The organism is Gemmatimonadota bacterium (genome assembly GCA_041390105.1).
In the GTDB taxonomy this organism is placed as follows: Bacteria; Gemmatimonadota; Gemmatimonadetes; order Longimicrobiales; family Gaopeijiaceae; genus JAGQIF01.
The window spans coordinates 2,129,834-2,146,794 of record JAWKQO010000001.1; the positions used below are offsets into that span (position 1 = coordinate 2,129,834).

The 16,961-nt window shown below is 65.4% G+C and carries 19 protein-coding genes and 1 pseudogene; 2 read left to right on the forward strand and 18 right to left on the reverse strand.

What is annotated here, in order from left to right; translation table 11 throughout:
- Window positions 1–27: 27 nt before the first annotated feature.
- From R3E10_09325 to R3E10_09340, 4 genes are all read right to left on the reverse strand, one after another.
- Window positions 28–654, reverse strand: coding sequence for an FMN-binding negative transcriptional regulator (locus tag R3E10_09325; protein ID MEZ4415947.1), 627 nt, complete (start codon window positions 652–654; stop codon window positions 28–30).
- Window positions 655–663: 9 nt separating this feature from the next.
- Complete coding sequence (locus R3E10_09330) at window positions 664–1,152, reverse strand: nuclear transport factor 2 family protein (protein ID MEZ4415948.1); 489 nt, start codon at window positions 1,150–1,152, stop codon at window positions 664–666.
- A gap of 108 nt (window positions 1,153–1,260) precedes the next feature.
- Window positions 1,261–1,818 carry a dihydrofolate reductase family protein gene (locus R3E10_09335; GenBank protein ID MEZ4415949.1) on the reverse strand — a complete coding sequence of 186 codons (558 nt, stop codon included), beginning with the start codon at window positions 1,816–1,818 and terminating at the stop codon, window positions 1,261–1,263.
- Window positions 1,819–1,885: 67 nt separating this feature from the next.
- A complete protein-coding gene (locus R3E10_09340; GenBank protein MEZ4415950.1) occupies window positions 1,886–2,209 on the reverse strand; it encodes a heavy metal-binding domain-containing protein in 324 nt (107 codons plus the stop codon).
- 190 nt (window positions 2,210–2,399) lie between these two features.
- Between R3E10_09340 and R3E10_09345 the strand changes: the two genes are divergently transcribed.
- Window positions 2,400–3,632: a hypothetical protein gene (locus R3E10_09345; protein ID MEZ4415951.1), complete on the forward strand. Its 1,233-nt coding sequence runs from the start codon at window positions 2,400–2,402 to the stop codon at window positions 3,630–3,632.
- On the opposite strand, the gene R3E10_09350 is transcribed toward R3E10_09345, so the two are convergent.
- On the reverse strand, window positions 3,629–5,173 hold the full coding sequence (locus R3E10_09350) for an FAD-dependent monooxygenase (protein ID MEZ4415952.1): 1,545 nt from the start codon (window positions 5,171–5,173) through the stop codon (window positions 3,629–3,631). The genes R3E10_09345 and R3E10_09350 overlap by 4 nt on opposite strands.
- Before the next feature lie 168 nt (window positions 5,174–5,341).
- A complete protein-coding gene (locus tag R3E10_09355) occupies window positions 5,342–5,713 on the reverse strand; it encodes a hypothetical protein (GenBank protein MEZ4415953.1) in 372 nt (123 codons plus the stop codon).
- A gap of 366 nt (window positions 5,714–6,079) precedes the next feature.
- Here R3E10_09355 and R3E10_09360 point away from each other — a divergent pair, with 366 nt between their 5' ends.
- A complete protein-coding gene (locus R3E10_09360) occupies window positions 6,080–7,066 on the forward strand; it encodes a zinc-binding alcohol dehydrogenase family protein (protein MEZ4415954.1) in 987 nt (328 codons plus the stop codon).
- A gap of 154 nt (window positions 7,067–7,220) precedes the next feature.
- Here the strand turns inward: R3E10_09360 and R3E10_09365 are convergent, their stop codons facing one another.
- From R3E10_09365 to R3E10_09420, 12 genes and pseudogenes are all read right to left on the reverse strand, one after another.
- Window positions 7,221–7,583, reverse strand: coding sequence for a VOC family protein (locus R3E10_09365; GenBank protein ID MEZ4415955.1), 363 nt, complete (start codon window positions 7,581–7,583; stop codon window positions 7,221–7,223).
- Window positions 7,580–8,275: a dihydrofolate reductase family protein gene (locus tag R3E10_09370; protein MEZ4415956.1), complete on the reverse strand. Its 696-nt coding sequence runs from the start codon at window positions 8,273–8,275 to the stop codon at window positions 7,580–7,582. The genes R3E10_09365 and R3E10_09370 overlap by 4 nt, the downstream gene beginning before the upstream one ends.
- Window positions 8,276–8,355: 80 nt before the next feature.
- The gene (locus R3E10_09375; GenBank protein ID MEZ4415957.1) at window positions 8,356–9,456 is read right to left on the reverse strand and encodes a 6-bladed beta-propeller; all 1,101 of its coding nucleotides are present in this window, start codon (window positions 9,454–9,456) and stop codon (window positions 8,356–8,358) included.
- Window positions 9,457–9,705: 249 nt separating this feature from the next.
- The gene (locus R3E10_09380) at window positions 9,706–10,203 is read right to left on the reverse strand and encodes an SRPBCC family protein (GenBank protein MEZ4415958.1); all 498 of its coding nucleotides are present in this window, start codon (window positions 10,201–10,203) and stop codon (window positions 9,706–9,708) included.
- Window positions 10,204–10,323: 120 nt separating this feature from the next.
- Window positions 10,324–10,713, reverse strand: coding sequence for a DUF1801 domain-containing protein (locus tag R3E10_09385; GenBank protein MEZ4415959.1), 390 nt, complete (start codon window positions 10,711–10,713; stop codon window positions 10,324–10,326).
- A gap of 188 nt (window positions 10,714–10,901) precedes the next feature.
- Entirely contained in the window at window positions 10,902–11,351 is a 450-nt protein-coding gene (locus R3E10_09390) for a ParB N-terminal domain-containing protein (protein MEZ4415960.1), read from the reverse strand.
- Between the two features lie 17 nt (window positions 11,352–11,368).
- On the reverse strand, window positions 11,369–12,634 hold the full coding sequence (locus R3E10_09395) for a hypothetical protein (protein ID MEZ4415961.1): 1,266 nt from the start codon (window positions 12,632–12,634) through the stop codon (window positions 11,369–11,371).
- 188 nt (window positions 12,635–12,822) lie between these two features.
- Entirely contained in the window at window positions 12,823–12,948 is a 126-nt protein-coding gene (locus R3E10_09400) for a hypothetical protein (GenBank protein MEZ4415962.1), read from the reverse strand.
- A 402-nt stretch (window positions 12,949–13,350) separates the two neighbouring features.
- Window positions 13,351–13,610: pseudogene (locus R3E10_09405) on the reverse strand (type II toxin-antitoxin system HicA family toxin).
- Entirely contained in the window at window positions 13,607–13,813 is a 207-nt protein-coding gene (locus R3E10_09410; protein ID MEZ4415963.1) for a type II toxin-antitoxin system HicB family antitoxin, read from the reverse strand. Before R3E10_09410 ends, R3E10_09405 begins: the two are co-directional and overlap by 4 nt.
- Window positions 13,814–14,187: 374 nt before the next feature.
- Complete coding sequence (locus R3E10_09415) at window positions 14,188–15,198, reverse strand: VRR-NUC domain-containing protein (GenBank protein ID MEZ4415964.1); 1,011 nt, start codon at window positions 15,196–15,198, stop codon at window positions 14,188–14,190.
- 308 nt (window positions 15,199–15,506) lie between these two features.
- The gene (locus R3E10_09420; protein MEZ4415965.1) at window positions 15,507–16,535 is read right to left on the reverse strand and encodes a hypothetical protein; all 1,029 of its coding nucleotides are present in this window, start codon (window positions 16,533–16,535) and stop codon (window positions 15,507–15,509) included.
- Window positions 16,536–16,961 lie beyond the last annotated feature (426 nt).

Here is a 16,961-nt window from a genome sequence, read left to right on the forward strand (position 1 = left end):
TCCCCTTGGCGCCGGGCGGGGTGACCCTCAGCCCGCGAGATTTCGCCGCATGATCTCTGCGGAAGCACGCTCGAGGGGATCAGCAGACCGCTGCAACTGCTCCGCCACGCGGCGCTGGTCCTCGCGTGACCGGTTCTGATTGAACTTGAACTTGCCCTCGAGCGAGTCGATGGGGATCTCGAAGCCGACGATCGCCTTCAGCTCGCGGTCCATCACCGGCTCCATGAGCTCACGGTCCCAGCCCGAGCGCGCGTAGTCCTCGTGCAGGTCCACGAGCGGGCTCACCATGGCCCGCAACTCGTCCGGATCGTGGACGAGCCGAGGTGTTCCGTAGGCATGGACGGTCGCGTAGTTCCACGTCGGGACGGTCTGCTGGGACTCGTACCATCCCGGCGAGACATAGGCATGCGCTCCCTGAAAAATCGCCAGCACCTGGGTCTCGTCGGTCCACGTCTTCCAGTGCGGATTCGCCCGAGCCATGTGCGCGATCAAGGTCCCGTTGGGGCCACCACGCTCGGGGTCGATCATGAAGGGCAGGTGCGTCGCCACCGGTCGGGCACCGTCCTGGCTCGTCAGGATCCCGAAGCTGTGTTCGCGGATCAACGCGTGCAGAATGGCGACGTCGTCGACTCGAAACGATCTCGGGGTGTACATCGCCTGCTCCTAGTGCCCGAAGCTGATCACGCGGGTGATGCGCCAACGCCCGTCCCGGTTGTGCCACAGATGGACGAACCGCGGTGTCGACGCCAGGTGGTCCGGCTCGCCCGCGGCGGTCACCCAGAAGCGATGGGTACCCAGCTGCACGGCGCCATATCCCTGGATCGGGTGGACCTCGACGGTCTCGGGAAGCAGCTCACGTCGTAGTCGCGACGCCTTCCCGTCGGCGCAGCGGCTCCGGAAGGTCGGCTCCAGCTCGTCCCGGGTGGTGGTCACGTCGTCGTTGTCCTGGTAGAACTCGATGTTCTCGTCGAGGTAGGTCCGGAACGCGACCAGATCACAACGGTTGAACGCGTCGAACAGAGCCCGGTCCAGGCTCATGATCGTGTCCTGCAGGGACGTGGGGTCCACCGTCTCGGGGGTCTGGGAACGGACCGGCGTCGTCACTGCGAAGAGAAGCGTCACCGAGAGGACTGCAATGACCGGCACTCGCATCGGGGATCGTCCGCGCTCAGGAAGGTTGGCCGTAGGCTCACCTGAGCCGTACGTGCCTGCCCCGACGGCGGATTCGGTGGCGCCAGGAGGCCCGCCGGAAGCACTCGGTCACCCTGCAGGCACATAGCGGAGCGCCACCGCTCCCGAGGCGAACTCCTGCCGGCTCACCAGCGTGAGGTCGACGTACTGCGACAGCCCCTCGAGCAACCGCGGTCCGTGGCCCGCCAGCCGGGGGATCACCACGAACTCGTACTCGTCGATCAGCCCCAGCTCCGCCAGGGCCAGCGGGAACTTCACGCCTCCCACCGCCAGACCCCGACCGGGTTGGCGCTTCAGGTCTTCAACGGCCGTCTTCAGGTCGCCGCGCACAAGCTCCGCGTTCCAATCGACCCGCTCCAGTGTCGTGGACACGACGTACTTCTTTGACGCGTCTATGGTCCGGGCGAACGGCTCCATCCAGGGTTCCATCCAATCCGGAAGGGCGCCCGACGGGGACGCCCGCCACGCGGACTCCATCATCTCGTAGGTCACGCGGCCATAGAGCAGGGCGTCGGCCCGCGCGAGGCTGTCCGCCCAATAGCGGTGCAGGGCTTCGTCCACCATGCCGGCGCGATGGTCGCAACACCCGTCCAAGGTGACGTTGATGCCATACCGCAGGGGTCGCATGATCCGTGCTCCGTCCGAAAAGGCTCCACGCCGAGGGCTGACCGAGGCAGGCCGCACGCGGCCCCGCTCAGTCCTCCAGTGACTCCACCTTCACTGCGGTCCCATAGCAGATCACTTCGGTTACGCCCGACATCACTTCCGTCGCATCGTAGCGAATCCCGATCACCGCGTCCGCTCCGGCCACGTCCGCCTGCACCAGCATGGTGTCGAACGCCTGCTGGCGGGTGCGCTCGGCGAGCTCCGTGAAGAGGGAGATGTTCCCGCCCCACAACGTCTGGAAGCTGGCGCCCACGGTTCCGAACACCGACCGCGACCGGACCACGACACCCCGCACCACCCCCAGGTTCGACACGATCCGATACCCCGACAGGTCGAAGCCCGTGGTCGTCATGTTGTACGGTACGTCGGCGGCCTGGGATCGGATGATGGATGTCATGGCTCAGCGGGCTCCGGCTGCATCTCGAGGAGCAGGAACCCTACGGCAGGGCCGGACCGACCGCCAGGGATTGGACGCGTGTGGCAGAGGGCAACAGCGGCACGGCCGTTGCCACGATGCCCCATGCCTCGAGCAGGAGAACACCATGCGGAACGGCGTCGGGTACGTCATGCGTTGGATTGGGGTGGCTGGTGTCTTCACGGCGGTGATCGCCTGCGATGGCGGAACCACCGACCCGGCCCCCGCGGATCCGACGGTCGCGGCGGAGCCGACCGTGTTCCAGGAGACGTTCGACGGCGATCCCAGCGGGCCCGCCCCGTTTCGCTCCAACCGCTGGGACGTGACCGTACACTCCCGGAATCGCGAGACCTGGTACACGCTCGAGGCCCTCGACGCCGATCACGGCCCCGCCTGCGAGCCGCCCCCCGCCACGCATCCCGTGTCTGCCTACGAGGATGCCGTCTACCAGTGCCGCAACCACGTCATGACGGCGCTGAACGCGTCCGGCTACGGACTGGTCTACCTGACGCCGAACCACACGGTCGTGTTCGACGAAGGCACGGCCCGCGTGGAGTTCCGGGTATCGCTGCTGCGCCGCTCGATGCGGGACTGGATCGACCTTTGGATCTCTCCCTACGACGAGCACCTGCAGCTGGCCCTGGAGAGCTGGCTGCCCTCGCTGTCCGGCGAACCCAGGAACGGCCTTTCGCTGCGTCTGGACGGAGCTCGCAACGCGTTCACCGGGACCCTGTTCAGGGACGGTGTCGCCGAGGACCTCCCGGGCACCTGGTGGGTTGGCTACGACGAGTTCCTGGAGCCCAGTGCCACGCGCCGGGACCTCCTGGTGCTGGAGCTCAGCCGCGACCATATCCGCTTCGGCATGCCGGAGTATGACTTCTGGTGGATCGACACCGACATCGCACCCCTCGCGTGGAGCGAAGGCGTGGTGCAGTTCGGCCACCATTCCTACACACCCGAGAAGGACTGCTCCCTGCCGGGCGGGTGTGCACCCAACACCTGGCATTGGGACGACATCGTCATCGATCCGGCCCGACCCTTCCGGATCAATCGCGCCACGGAGCGGTGGTTCAGCCCCGCGCAGGCCGAGATCACACTGCAACAGCCGAGCAGGGCGGGTGCGCGTCTGCGCTTTGCCGGCATCGGTGAGGACCTGGAGGTGAGCTTCGACGGCGGTGCCTCCTGGCTCCCCGCGGAGCTGCAACCTCACGACCCCGCGAGTCTGGACCCGGGCCACTTCCGCTCCTACTTCACCCCGATGCCCCAGGCAGTCTCCCGGGTGCTGCTGCGGGGCTCGCCCTGGTACGGAGGCGATTGGCACGTTCGCGACGTGTCGGAGTGGGCGCGAGCATCGCGCTAGCGATCGCGGCGCCCTCCGGGGCGTTGGCGCGAGGCGCGTGGGCCCTGCCCTTCCGGTCGTCCACACCACGTCGACAGTGCGTCGGCCAGCCCCAGGTCGGAGCCGCCTCCTACCCACGCCACGTGTCCGTCGGGGCGGACCAGGACTGCAGCGGGAGCATCGACCTCACCGATCACCGGAAGCTCCCACCGCCTGTCGTACGTCGCGTCGACGACTCGGAGCCGCGCGCTCCAGGGAGAGAGGTCGAGGGCGAGCGGTGCGCCGAAGTTGAGTAGCACAGGGCGCGCGTCGTGAAGGAGCGTGAAGACCCGGAGTGGCCCGCCGGCGGTGACGAGATCGAGGTCCGGCATGCGGCGCCCCAGGAGGGGATGTCCCGGCCCCAGATCGTAGCGAATGTCCAGGTGGGACATGATCCCTGCGATGTGCCGACGCGGCTCCTCCATCGCGAGCAGCTCGCCCAGCACCTCGCGCGCGGCCCGAGTGCGATCGTCTTCCCGGTGCAGAGCAACCTGCGCCATCGTCATCTTGAGCACCCGCGCGCCCACCGGGTGTCGCTCGGCGTGGTAGGTATCGAGGAGCCCTTCGGGGGAGGTGCCGCGAATCACTTGCGCCAGCTTCCACCCGAGATTCACCGCATCCTGGACGCCGGTGCTGAGCCCCTGCCCCCCGATCGGCGAATGAACATGGGCTGCGTCGCCGGCGAGGAACACACGCCCGCTCCGATACGCGGCTGCCTGCCGCGTCAGGTCCGTGAAGCGGGAGATCCAGGTCAGGTTGTGCACGCCGTAGTCGGTCCCGCAGGCGGCGATGAGCAGGGACCTCAAGTCCTCCAGCGTCGGTTCTGTGGTGGCGTCGGGGGTCGGCTCGGTGACCATCACGCCGATGGGTCCGATGTCCTTGTAGACGATCTCGCCGTCCTTGATCTCATACTCCTCTCTGCCGAACGCGTGGACACCGGCCGGTGAGCGATGCACGCCATAGGGCGGCGTCTCGGTCATCTCGACCTCTGCCAGGAGGTTGCTGGTCGTCGGATCCCAGCCGGGGAACTCGATGCCAGCGGTCTTCCGCACAACGCTGCGACCCCCGTCGCAACCGACCAGGTATGCCGCGCGCACGGGCGGGCCCTCGGCCAGGGCCACGTCGACCCCGGTTGCGTGCTGCGTGAACCCCGTGACTTCATGACCGTAGAGGACGGGCACACCGAGTTCCGCGACCCAACTCGCCAGCAGGCGCTCGATGTGCTTCTGGCGCAGCGCAAGTCCGTGGTTGTGGCGGGTCGGGAAGTCGCTGATATCCAGGCGTGTCACCGCAAAGCCGGTGATCTGCGCCGCCTTGCCCGCAGCGAGGAATCGGTCTGCGATCCCGCGCTGATCGAACACCTCGAGCGTGCGAGAAGAAACCCCGAGCGCGCGTGCTCCTTGCAGCCCGCGGTCCGGCCGGAGCTCGAAGACCGCGGTATTCACACCACCCAAGGCGAGCTCGCCGGCGAGCATGAGGCCCGTGGGTCCGGCTCCAACCACCACGGCTTCGTATTCGGTCATGTCCGCCCCCCGTCGACGTTCACTCCCCGGTACTGCCTGCCAGGGCTTCCGAACCGCCGCAGAGCCTACCACCCCGCCCGGTTCTGGTGGCAAGCCCCTACCGGGAGCATATTCTTACACAACGGGGGGAGGGAGGGCAGCAGGCCAGTCCCCCGCCCTCGACTCCGGTCAACCCGCGCTCGGGTCCTTCCTGGCTGCCCGTTCAACCGTCCCGGCGTACTCGAGCTCCCCCGCCGAGAACCTGCCCTCGATGGACAGCGCACCCTCGAGTCCGTCACCGAACACCATTCTCCCGTCCACCTGGCCCCCGCTTCGCACAGCGGCGGTGTAGACGAAGCTCCCCGAGGCGGTTTCCTGGCCGAGGCTTCCTTCGAAGGTGCCGTGTGCGATCCACGTCTCCTCGTAGGTTCCCGCCGGCGAACCACACGGCCCTTGCACGAGGATCCGGAAGTCGATCTCCATGCGGCCCGCCAGATCGCCCCGGACTTCGTAGCCCTGGGTGAGATCCACGATGCAGGTCGGACCGGCAGCGACTCTCACGGGCGCTTCGAGCGGGGGACCAACGGGGGCAAGCGTCCCCGAAAGATCCACCCGGTCTCCACGCGTTCCGACCCAAGGCGCCATGAGAAGAGTCAAGAGAATCAGCGGGTCTTTCACCTCACGCTCCCTCCGGAGGATCGTGGCCGTGAGCGAGGACGGCGCGGGGCTGCCCACTCGCCCGGCGACTCACGCATCTGGAGCACGCTACGCCCGCACCACCTTAGCCGCCAGGCTCGGTAGCCTCGCGGGCCGCTCCGCATCCACGCGGCTCGCTGCTGGACAGATCGTTCTCGCGAGGAATATCGTCTGGCGCGTGCCTCCGAAGTGACGGATGACCCTCCGCGTAGATCGATGCCCATGAACACGATGAGAGCGGTGGTGTTGGACGCGCCCGGCGCCGCGTCCAGCCTGAGGATCGAGCGACGTCCCATCCCCGAGCCGGAACCGGGGTGGGTGTTGATTCGCGTCCACGCGTTCGGACTCAACCGCTCCGAGCTGCACACACGCTTGGGTCTGGCCCAGGGCGTCACCTTTCCGCGGGTACTCGGAATCGAGGCCACGGGCGTCGTGGCCAGCGCGCCCGGTGGGGAGTTCGCACCGGGTCAGCAGGTGATGACGATGATGGGAGGGATGGGACGTGTCTTCGACGGTGGGTACGCCGAATACACACGGGTTCCCGCCACACAGGTGATCCCGTTCCACAGCTCCCTGGAGTGGAGTGTGCTCGGTGCCATTCCGGAAATGCTGCAGACCGCCTACGGATCACTGACCGTGGGTCTGGACATCCAAGCGGGCCAGTCGATCCTGATTCGGGGGGGCACGTCCTCGGTCGGGATGGCCGCCGCGATCCTGGCCAAGCGCAGGGGGCTGACCGTGTTCTCCACCACGCGCACCGAGTCCAAGCTGGAAGCCCTCCGGGACATTGGCGTCGACCATCCACTCATCGATGACGGAGACGTGTCCTCCCAGGTCCGCCACCACCTCGAGGAGGGCGTCCACGCCGCCCTGGAACTGGTGGGGACTCCGACGCTGCCCGACACGCTCCGGGCGACGCGCGTGCACGGAGTGGTGTGCTTCACGGGGATGCTCAGCAACCAGTGGACGATCCGGGACTTCTACCCGATCGAGTACCTGCCCAGGGGAGTTCGCCTCACCGCGTACGGAGGTGGAGCACACGACCTTCCCCCTGCCGTGCTCGCCGAATTCCTGGACGCCGTCGAGCGCGGCGAGGCCACGGTGCCCATCGCGAAGATCTTCGAGCTGGACCAGATCGCCGAAGCACACCAGACCATGGAAGACGGCACGGTCGCGGGCAAGCTGGTCGTGGTGAATCGCCACACGATGGATGGGTAGGTGGCCCGGGTCGCAGGACCGCGGTCACGCATACAGGCACGGGGGGACACTGTTGCATCTGGTCCTCCCTGTACGCCCGCTAGCCTAGACGCCCCCCAAGACGGCGTCGGGGCCATTGGCCGCAGCGCGTCGAATACTCCACACCCCAACGTGGTCAGCGCGCCTGTACTACACAGAAGAGGTTGCCGTCTGGATCTTCGAGGACCACGTAGTCGGCGCCCTCGGCATACCGCCAGGGGTATCTCTTGGCGCCAAGCTCGAGGAGTCGTCCCACTTCGGCTTCCTGATCGGCGGTGTACAGGTCGAGATGCATCCAGCTGCGCGCCGCTCGCGGCACTTCACGCGCCTGCAAGGAAAGGTGGGGACGATTCCCCTCTGGAGGCCGAAGCACAACCCATCCTCCGTCGAGCGGCCGGTCTGGAGTGTATCCGAGCGCTTCACTCCAAAAAGCCACCATGCGCTGGAATTCGTGACAGTGGATCACGATGGAACCGATTCGGACTTGCTGGCTCGTCATTCGGAACCTCGCTGCACTGGATCGCCGTACCCGTGACGGACTGTCGGCTGCCCCCACAGGCGCACATAGCGCAGGTGCGTGGCGTCCGGGGCATCGAATACCCTGTCGATCTGATAGCTCGGCAAGGCATCGTGGAGGTTCTCGAACAAGCGCCGGCCACCGGCGAACATGACTGGCGCCAGCGCAATCTCGAGCTCGTCGATGGCTCCCATGTTCAAGTATTGCTGTATCACGTCCGCTCCACCCGAGATACGAATGTCGCGATCGCCAGCAGACTCCCGAGCCAACTCCAGAGCGCGCTCGGCTCCGTCGTTGACGAAGAAGAATGTGGTGCCACCTGGACGGGCCCAGGGCTCACGTCGCTCGTGTGTGAGAACGTACACAGGAGTGCGGAACGGAGCCTCCTCTGGCCAGCTCCGTTCGCCCTGCTCGAACATCCGCTTGCCCATGATATTGGCACCGCAACGCTCCATGGTGCGCCGGAGCATATCGTTGACGGGGCCCGTCTCACCGCCCGGCCCGAACTTGAGGATCTCGCGAAAGTACTCCTGCTTGAGGACCCAGCTCATCAGCGTGCCCCACTTGGCACCCCAGTTCTGGTACTCAGGGTCTTCCCAATGCTCGACGGACATGCCTACGGGTGCCATGTAGCCGTCGAGACTTAGGCCGATGTTCACGAATACCGTGCTCATGACTCCTCTTTCGCGGTTCTTGGGGTCGGTTCAGCGAGTACCCAACGTGGCGGCGGCTTGGCCTACGACCCCCGGACCCATCACCGTCCGCCCGGAAGTTCAGAGCCTTCGACCCGGTAGGCTACCACGTACTCCACGCCTACCTGGTCACGCTCCACTCCGACGACGTGACGCGGGCCCACCTGCATCACTTCGAGTCCAGGGGGCGTGGTGATCCTGGCCAGCACACGCCCCGTCGCGTCATGGACCGTCCACCGCTGGCTCTCCTCGGCCTCCCACTCCTGCCGATAGTCACGCACCCAGACTCGACGAGCCACCGCATCCGTGAGCATCCGGTCGAACGGCGACGTACTTCGCTCCTCCGGCACGACACCGAGCAGGCCCGCCGCGCCAGCGCGGGCCAGCCTCTCGGGTACCCCTCTCGCCATCGCCAACGCGGCGGCGCCAGCCTCGTACTCCCCCTTCAGGGCCAGCGACAGGGGCCCCCGCATCACATCCGTGCGGCGGACGGTCCGGTGCCGAGAGCCGTCAAGGCCGAGGAATACCAGTTCGAGGCCACCGTCCTCGACCATCACGACCTGATCCGCCACTGCGCCGACCAGCGTGGCGCTCCCGAACGGCAAACCGAACTGCCGCGTGGCGGTCGGCCTTCCCTCCACGTACGACACCCAGGTCACGGCGTCTCGGCCCGGAGCGTAGAGGACCGTATCCACGGCCGCCCGGAGCGTGTCGACGACCAGGACCGCGACCGAGTCGCGGGTGAGGTTGTATTCCAGACCGCCCAGGTTGACTACCGGCCGCTCCTCCGCGACCACCAGGCGGCCACCATCCATCGGCGCCAGGCTCACCGCTCCCACCAGATCCATGCGCAGCGTACGCCGGGCCGAGCCCTCCGCTCCGAACCAGGTCAACCGCTGGTTTTGGGGGTCGTAGAGGACTACCGCATCCTCAGGTGTCACCGCTCCACTGGTGACCCACAGGAGTTCACCAGGGCCCTCACCGGCGCCTCCGGCCCGCAGCGCGAATCGTCCATCCGCGCTGAACCACCGAACCTCGGACGACCCACCATCCACGACCACGATGCGACCATCGGATAGCCGGGCAGCATAGGCGACGCGCGACAGCTCGTACTCCGTCGGGCCGTTCACAGCCCCGATGCGCACCACCGGAACCGCAGACAACGACCATTCAGGGAAGGGTGGCGATACCTCGGTAACCGCGGTGCCGGGCCGGTCTCCGTCATCCACGCTCCCGCCACCACAGGCTAAGGCGAGGAGGACGAGCAGCAGGGTCGAGATCCTTCGCACGGCGGGGTCCAGGCTACATGGTGGCAGACGGTTTCAGGGAGATCGGGCACAGCGATCCGGCTTCTCCCTGCTGTTACCCTACGACCCCGGCCACCTTAGGCGCCAGGGGCCGTCGACCCTCATTCACCGAGTGGCCTCCCCAAGATGGTCCGCCAAGCTCTGCATCTCCGCATCCACCATGCCGGCAAGCATATCGGGCGCGACGCCCGGTGCCATGCGTACGCTGCGTACCGCTGTCAGCAGAGTTGTCCCGTTGGCAGAGGGCTCCACATCGAGCACCGCATCGTACTCGAGCACCCCGAGAGCCGGTTCCAGAGCCCGATACCGAAGCCGGTAGCGATCGGAGGCACCGTCGCTCGTCAGCTCGTAGACCTCTTCCTTGAGGACCACGTCCGCGACGGTGAACTCGAAGGTCGCTGGAGCAAGGCCTGGTCCGCCCGTCAGCCAACGAAACCCACTCGCCATCCCGGACAGACCTACGTCCACGAAGCGTTCAAAATCACTCAACACCGCCCAGAGCTGGGACGGTGCGCAGTCCAGTGTATCCGTGGCCACGATGTCGTAGCGCTCACCGCCCTTGTCCGACACAACCGTCCGCCCTGCGCCCTTCTCCGCTGCCATGGCTCCTCCTCGGTCGGCGCCTCCACGCGAGTGATCACCTACGGTTGGGACCGTCGCGCCCTGCACCGGTACTTCTCCCGCTCAGTGGCCGGCTGGGGCAGAACGGTAGGAGCCTGGGGTCTACCGTAGCCGCTCCAGCCGCCCCTTTCGCTTCACGATGTTCTTGTAGTCCCACTGGATCGACTCGGCCTGCTTCAGCCATCGCTGAAGCTGCTTCGCGTCAACGTCCTCTCGGCTGGTATAGCGTGCCTCGGCCGCCTTGAACTTCCCCTCCGGAGCCAGTCCAGGCTCGTCGAACGACTGGCCACTCCAGAAGAGGAGACGGACGCAGCTCTTCAGCTTGCTATAGCCCACGATCGGATTCCCGTCCAGGAACCACACTGGATGTCGATGCCAGATCTTGTTCTCTGCCTGCGGGAGTCCCCGGTCGATCTCTGCGGCAAGCGCGTTGCACACTGCAGCTACTTCGGGCTCCTGAGAGGCATTGTATGTCTTCACGTCCGGATGCATCCGCGTCCTCACGATCCTGTGGCATACGTGGCGGCCCTGGCCCCAAGGCTCCGCCGGCGGGGGAGCAAATCTCAGATGACGTCCCGGGGCGTCCAAACGGGCCGACTGCGTCCGCCCTCGGTCACCCTACGCTCGGGACTCCCTTCGGCGCCAGGGAAGCCGCCCTGGATGCGGCGGCAGACCGCTCGCTACCCGTCTGAGAAGAGGACCACCCAACACGTGTCCCACCCCTTTCGCCGGATCGCCTCGAGGCGATGGGTCCCGTCACACACCATCCATCGTCCGGCCACGCGCTCCACCACAAGCGGCGGCAGGCTCTCCGTGGTCTCCAGCGTCCGCTCTATCGCTTGGACGTGGCGCTCAAAGCTCTCCGCATCCTGCCAGAACTCCATCTCTGGTTCAGGTCCGCACTTCCGCTCCAGGGTCGCTACTCGCATCTCGAGTAGGCGGTAGGTCCGGGGCGCGAGCAGAAGCCCGTCAGCCAGCCCAAGATTCTCCCATCTTGGCTCGCATCTCAGATACTCCTGCAGCCACTCCTCCAGCTCGCCTGCGGCGAGGGCTGCACGAGCCCCTTGGACGGAGAAGTCCCTACCGAGATGGCGGTGGAAGTCCTTCGAATAGAACGTTGCATCGTCCACTCAGGCACCTACTGACCCTACTGCCTCGTCAGAGCGTTCGGCAGCTCGATCCAGGCGACCGAGGCCAGGTCCAGCTCGTCACGCTGCACACCCCATACTCGGCGAGGGGAGAAGCGCATCGCATCGAAGCGGACCGGAAAGTGCACCTCTTGGATCACGCCGTCAGGTGTGATCCGGAGCCACAGCGCTCCGCCGCTCAAGCCCCCGACCTCCAAGTCGAGAGGCTGCATCCACATCACTCCGTCGTCGGAGCAGCGGAAGTCTACATAACGGGGGAGGTACGAAGCCAACTCGCTCGGCTGTCCCTGGACGCCTTGTACGATCTCATTGACGATCCGAAGGCTGTCTTGGCTCGACAACCTGCTCCCCACCCCGCCCGTGATCTCGGCTTCGCGCAGTGGAAAGATGACCCCAGCGAACTCCCTTGGAGTCACCTCGGTCCACTGTGGGGCAGGCAGCTGTACGGATGCCAGCTCGGTCCCGTCTGAAGAGAAGCCGCGGAGTTCGTTCCGAACCCTGTCATAGACCCGGATCTGATCATCTCCACAGACTGCCCAGAGCCGATACCAGAGGGGGAAGCCTCCTTCCGTAGCTACGAACCCCTCCGCCGGATTCGCGAGAACCTCCGCCAGGCTCACGATCGTTCGCACGGATCCCGTCTCCAGATCCAGGGCCACGAGATCCGCGCCGAGGATTCCGAGCCGGAACGCGGTCAGCCCTCCCTCCAGAGATACGTCTGCACGGGCAACGATGACCTCATGGTCGATACGCGCGGTCCTCACCGTCGCACTCATCAGGCTCATCCCTCCACGCAAGCTCCCCGCCGGGATGTCTTGCTGCGGGATCGAGATCTCGGCCCACGCATCGGGCCGCGATACGCGGACCAAGTCGTGGCGGAGGAAGTCCAGCACCCAGGCCTCATCCTCCCAACCCCCGGTCATGAAGGCAGCGGGCATCCTGAACTCCTCCGGCCCACCGCCCTCCGCGCCGTGGGTTGGAAGCGCCCGGCCCTGAGCATCGAATCCGACGAAGAAGGGCTCCACCGAATTGAGCACCCACACCGCGCCGGAAGGCAGTACCTCCAGGTCCAGCACCTGGCTCAACTGGTCCGAGGTACCGAGCACGCGTACGTCCGCTTCGGACACGTACACGGGGCCCTCGTCCTCCGACGGGGATTCGCGCCCGCACGCAGCCGTCGACAGCAGCGGCACGATGGCAGCCGCTGAGGCCTGCAGCACCATTGCACACCAGCTCCGGAGTGAGTCATTCCTGGTTCGCGGCATGGCGACTCTCCTTCGGGTGTGGGCCGCGATAGGGCGCTTTTCCGATATGGATGCCTGTTGCGTCATGTAGAGACGAACCGATGACAGATAACGCTTCGGGCTTGTGCAGACATTCAGTCCACGAATCCCGGTCACCCGAGAGCGCGTCGGCGCGCTTCAACATGGGTCACGGTTTTACCGGCGTCCGCTCAACGGACGCCTTCCTCGACCCTGGCGAGGAAGTACAGGCGTTCCATTGTGTCCTGTACGGTCGCGTCCTCGGGGAGGTCGCGGACGGCGTCGAGGACCCGCTCCTTCGTCTTCGGCTGTGACATGACGTCGCCCTGAAAGGGGTGATCGTCGGACACACTGGTGGGCCGAGCCTAGCGCCAGCGAACTACTTTCTGAGTACCCTGGGAAAGCGCTTGGGGTCGTGCCACACCTTGCCATCTTTGGCCATGGTCCACGGTGAGCTCACATCCCGAAGCGTCGGAAGTACCTCCACCTCCGAGTCAACAGCCAGCGCTTGGCCAACCCGGCGCCGCAATCTCCGATTCGCCAAGCGCTTGTCGCTCTTCTCGCTGTCAGCAGTCGTGATCCCCGCGATCGGGTTCTTCCTCCGAGACCTACTCATCACAAGACATCCGCTCTTGTCACCATGTACCGATCGAGAGGCCTACGACACTCAACGTTTCGGGGCTTCCGAACCGGCCCGGCTGCTCCCGTCTTGGGTCACCCTACGACTGGGCCAGTCTAGCCGCCAGGGACGTCGGCCTGGTTGCAGGGCCCAGGTCCTCGGGGGTTAGGCCCGTCCGCCTTGCGATACGCGCCACATCCGTGGGCCGATCTCATCGGAGTCATGAAACGCAAAGACGAAGTCGGGCCAATGCTCTCGACTGAGCACCCGGTGCGAGCCGGTCTGCCGCTTCGTCTTCCCGCCGATCCGATCCAGCGCTGCCAACTCGCGCTTCGCGCGAGTGCTGGGCCAGGAGCTCACGCAGCGGAGAAGGAGATGGTCATTAGGTCCGGGTCGGCCTCATCGTGCTCCAGCCGGTCAGCCAAGACCCGCAGTGCAAGGGCCTGCGCCTTGGCGCGAGCCTCAGCCTCGGTGACTCCGTAGGCAAGGACTCCCGGCAGTGACGGCACCTCCGCGATCCAGCGGCCGTCCTCTTCCAACTCCACTTCGATAATCAGCGTCATTTCCGCGGTCCACTCAGGGGCACCTCAATCTATGCCCAGCTCGGTACCTCCTGATACCCTCTCGATGGGTTCCTGCGGTCCAAGTCCCAGATGGTACTGCACTTATGCCCACACACGCTCAGGAGTCTGCTCCAGGCTCTTTGGGACCTAGCCTCCTCCGGCCTTTCCGCCCCATCCCTTTCACGGTCGGTCTCGCCCTCTGAGAAAAGGCGTGTCTCTTAACGTCTCAGGGGTTGCCGAACCGGCCCGGCACCCACGTCCTGATGGCACGCTATGTCCAGATCGTCGTCTACCGCCAGGTCGAAACCCAAGACTTGAGGCCGGTTGGGACGGAGCGCCGTGCACAGCACGGCGCGGAGCCGGCAACCTGCTTGTTAACTGCCGTTCACCTTCCGGACAACGCGACATATTTCGCAGGGGAGAGCGTTCTCCCTTTCCACCAGCGCCCATTCAAACCACCGCATCTGCTCGAGAGACAGCTTGTCGTTTGGCGACTTGACCTCAGAGAACCGATACCCGTTCTGTCCCAGCACCAGCAGGTCGGGCCAGCCCGGCTGACGGTTCCAGAAGTCTCGAATCGCCCATCTTACCATGGTCAGGATCACGTCGGACGGGATCGATGACAGGGCCGCCCGTGCCAGCTGCCTGGCATCTTCTTCCGCTACCCAGAGGTAGTCGCGCAGAGTCTCGGCTCCCGCTAAGCAACTCTCGAAGATTGTCTCAAGGTCCTCGGCCGCCTCTAGTTCAGCCAACCAAGCCTCGAACTCGGCCTCTCGACGGTCGTAGTAGGCGGCGCTGGCGAAGTCCCGGGGGAGAGGGAACTGGATCAGTTGAGTCGAGACGTCGGGTCGCCAGCCGACGGTCGAGCCTCTCATCACCATCTGGACTTCGGGATCGTCGAGATCTTGTATCACCGGCCATAACAAGACGGCCACCAGCATTGAGATCAGCTTCCGCTCACAGCGATACACGTCAAACCCGAGCGAACGGTAGTGCATCGCTGCCACATCCTCTGCGCTGCCCGTATCCGTAGAGTTGAGCCTCCATTTTCCCACCACGGCTTCGGCTCGCTGCTCACTCACATACTCGGCCTCGACCTCGATCTCAGGAACCGGGACCTCCGCAAGGAACTGGGCTGGGGTCCGCTCCGACATGTCGTATTTTGGCTCCACTTTGTGGCGCTGCTGCCAGACTCTTCTTGCTGCCTTCTTAAGTTCCTGTGTTTCCGCAGGGTAGTCGGCCTCGACCTGCATGATGCTTGCGATGCTAATTCCGAGCGGTCGACTCCATGTAAGGAGACTCTCGTAGTATGTCTTCGTGATCTCGCGCCAATAGTACCGCTGCACCTTTCCCTTTTGGTTGTAGATCGCTGCCCGTGGGCTCAACGGCTCGGGCTCACCCCGACATGCGTAACAAATGGCCTTCGCAAAGCCGACCACCGGGTAGGGGCGACGTGTCCCAAACTCGCGTGCAGAACGGGTTTGATGGGGAAGGAAGGTAATGGCCAACTCCAATTCGCACTCACACATGACGACATCTCCGCAATCCTCACAGAGGTACTTGCGGAACGTATCGTACTCGTTCAGGCACCGTCGATTGGCGTGTCTACACTCCACTGTCCACCGTGGCCGGAGAATGGCAGTTAACTCGTTTTATCTGCTGTTGACCCTCGGACGGCTCACATCTCCCCTAGTTACTCGGCACCCTCCAGCACGTAGACTACGACGTACTCGACCCCTATCTCGTCGCGCTCAACTCCAACCACGTGGCGCGGCCCCACTTGCATGACTGCAAGGCCTGGGGGTGTCTCAACCCTGGCCAATACCCGACCACTCGCGTCGTGAATCGTCCACCGCTGTCGCCGACCAGCTTCCCACTCTTGGTGATAGTCACGAATCCAGATTCGCTGTGCGGTCACGTCCGTGAGCAGTCGGTCAAATGGAGAGGCGCCTCGCCCGTCTGGCACCACGCCGAGGAGACCCTCCGCGCCGGCCCGGGCCATTGCTTCCGGGACGCCCCGAGTCACCGCTAGCTGCGTCGCATTTGCTCCGTACTCTCGCCGGAGAGACGCCGACAAGGGCCGAGCCACGACATCCGTGCGACGGACTCGCCCGTGCAGGACTCCCCCCAGGTCACGCAATACCACCTCAAGGCCGCCGTCTTCGACCATGACGACGTCATCCCCTGCCGCTCCGACCAGGGTTGCGTTGCCAAACGGGAGCCCAAGCTGCCGAGTGGCGGTTGGCTTTCCGTCCACGTAGGAGACCCACGTAACGGCCTCCCGACCGGGTCCACGCAGCACAGTGTCCACCAGGGCATGGGCGGGGTCGGCCACCATGACAGTGATCGAGTCGCGGGTCAGGTTGTACTCAAGCCCGCCGAAGTTGACTGCCGGCCTCTCTTCAGCGACGAGAAGGCGGGTGCCACCCATCGGAGCCAGTGTCACCGCTCCGACCAGCTCCATATGCCGCGTTTGCTGCACCGAGCCATCCGGCCCAAACCAAGTCAGTCGTTGGTTTCTGGCGTCGTACAAGACGACGGCGTCTTGAGCGGTCACGGCTCCACTGGTAACCCACAGGAGCTCACCCGGCCCCTCGCCAGCGCCTCCCGTCCGCAACGCGAAACTCCCATCCCCGTTGAACCACCGCACTTCGGACGATCCACCATCGACGGCCAGGACTCTACCGTCAGAGAGCCGGGCAGCGTAGGCGACGCGAGACAACTCGTACTCCGGAGGACCGTCCACAGTCCCAATACGTACGACCGGCGCAACGGACAACGACCATTCAGGGTAAGGCGGAGTTGTCTCCGCTACTTGGATCCCGTGCTGACCTGTGTCCCCGCCGCCACCCTTACAGGCGCAAGCGATCAGAAGGGCAACGACTGCGGTCCGCTGCATGGTTGGGCTATGATCCGTCAATTGCAGATAACGTTTCGGGGTTTCCGAACCGGCCCCGGCTGCTCCCGTCTCTGGTCACCCTACGCCCGGGCCAGCCTAGCCGCCAGGGACGGCACCCCGGCTGGGCGGGCCGGTTGGGTCGGAGCGACGCACGTCAGGGCGGCGCGGAGCCGGAAACCCGTGTGTTATGGGTTGTGGGGGTCCGACCCATAGACCTCGTTTACACCTGAGTCAACAGACATGGTTTAC

Coding starts and splice junctions, on each gene's coding strand:
- R3E10_09325 (MEZ4415947.1), bottom strand. CDS start 654: ATGTACACCCCGAGATCGTTTCGAGTCGACGACGTCGCCATTCTGCAC.
- R3E10_09330 (MEZ4415948.1), bottom strand. CDS start 1,152: ATGCGAGTGCCGGTCATTGCAGTCCTCTCGGTGACGCTTCTCTTCGCA.
- R3E10_09335 (MEZ4415949.1), bottom strand. CDS start 1,818: ATGCGACCCCTGCGGTATGGCATCAACGTCACCTTGGACGGGTGTTGC.
- R3E10_09340 (MEZ4415950.1), bottom strand. CDS start 2,209: ATGACGACCACGGGCTTCGACCTGTCGGGGTATCGGATCGTGTCGAAC.
- R3E10_09345 (MEZ4415951.1), top strand. CDS start 2,400: ATGCGGAACGGCGTCGGGTACGTCATGCGTTGGATTGGGGTGGCTGGT.
- R3E10_09350 (MEZ4415952.1), bottom strand. CDS start 5,173: ATGACCGAATACGAAGCCGTGGTGGTTGGAGCCGGACCCACGGGCCTC.
- R3E10_09360 (MEZ4415954.1), top strand. CDS start 6,080: ATGAGAGCGGTGGTGTTGGACGCGCCCGGCGCCGCGTCCAGCCTGAGG.
- R3E10_09365 (MEZ4415955.1), bottom strand. CDS start 7,583: ATGACGAGCCAGCAAGTCCGAATCGGTTCCATCGTGATCCACTGTCAC.
- R3E10_09370 (MEZ4415956.1), bottom strand. CDS start 8,275: ATGAGCACGGTATTCGTGAACATCGGCCTAAGTCTCGACGGCTACATG.
- R3E10_09380 (MEZ4415958.1), bottom strand. CDS start 10,203: ATGGCAGCGGAGAAGGGCGCAGGGCGGACGGTTGTGTCGGACAAGGGC.
- R3E10_09385 (MEZ4415959.1), bottom strand. CDS start 10,713: ATGCATCCGGACGTGAAGACATACAATGCCTCTCAGGAGCCCGAAGTA.
- R3E10_09395 (MEZ4415961.1), bottom strand. CDS start 12,634: ATGCCGCGAACCAGGAATGACTCACTCCGGAGCTGGTGTGCAATGGTG.
- R3E10_09400 (MEZ4415962.1), bottom strand. CDS start 12,948: ATGTCACAGCCGAAGACGAAGGAGCGGGTCCTCGACGCCGTCCGCGAC.
- R3E10_09410 (MEZ4415963.1), bottom strand. CDS start 13,813: ATGACGCTGATTATCGAAGTGGAGTTGGAAGAGGACGGCCGCTGGATC.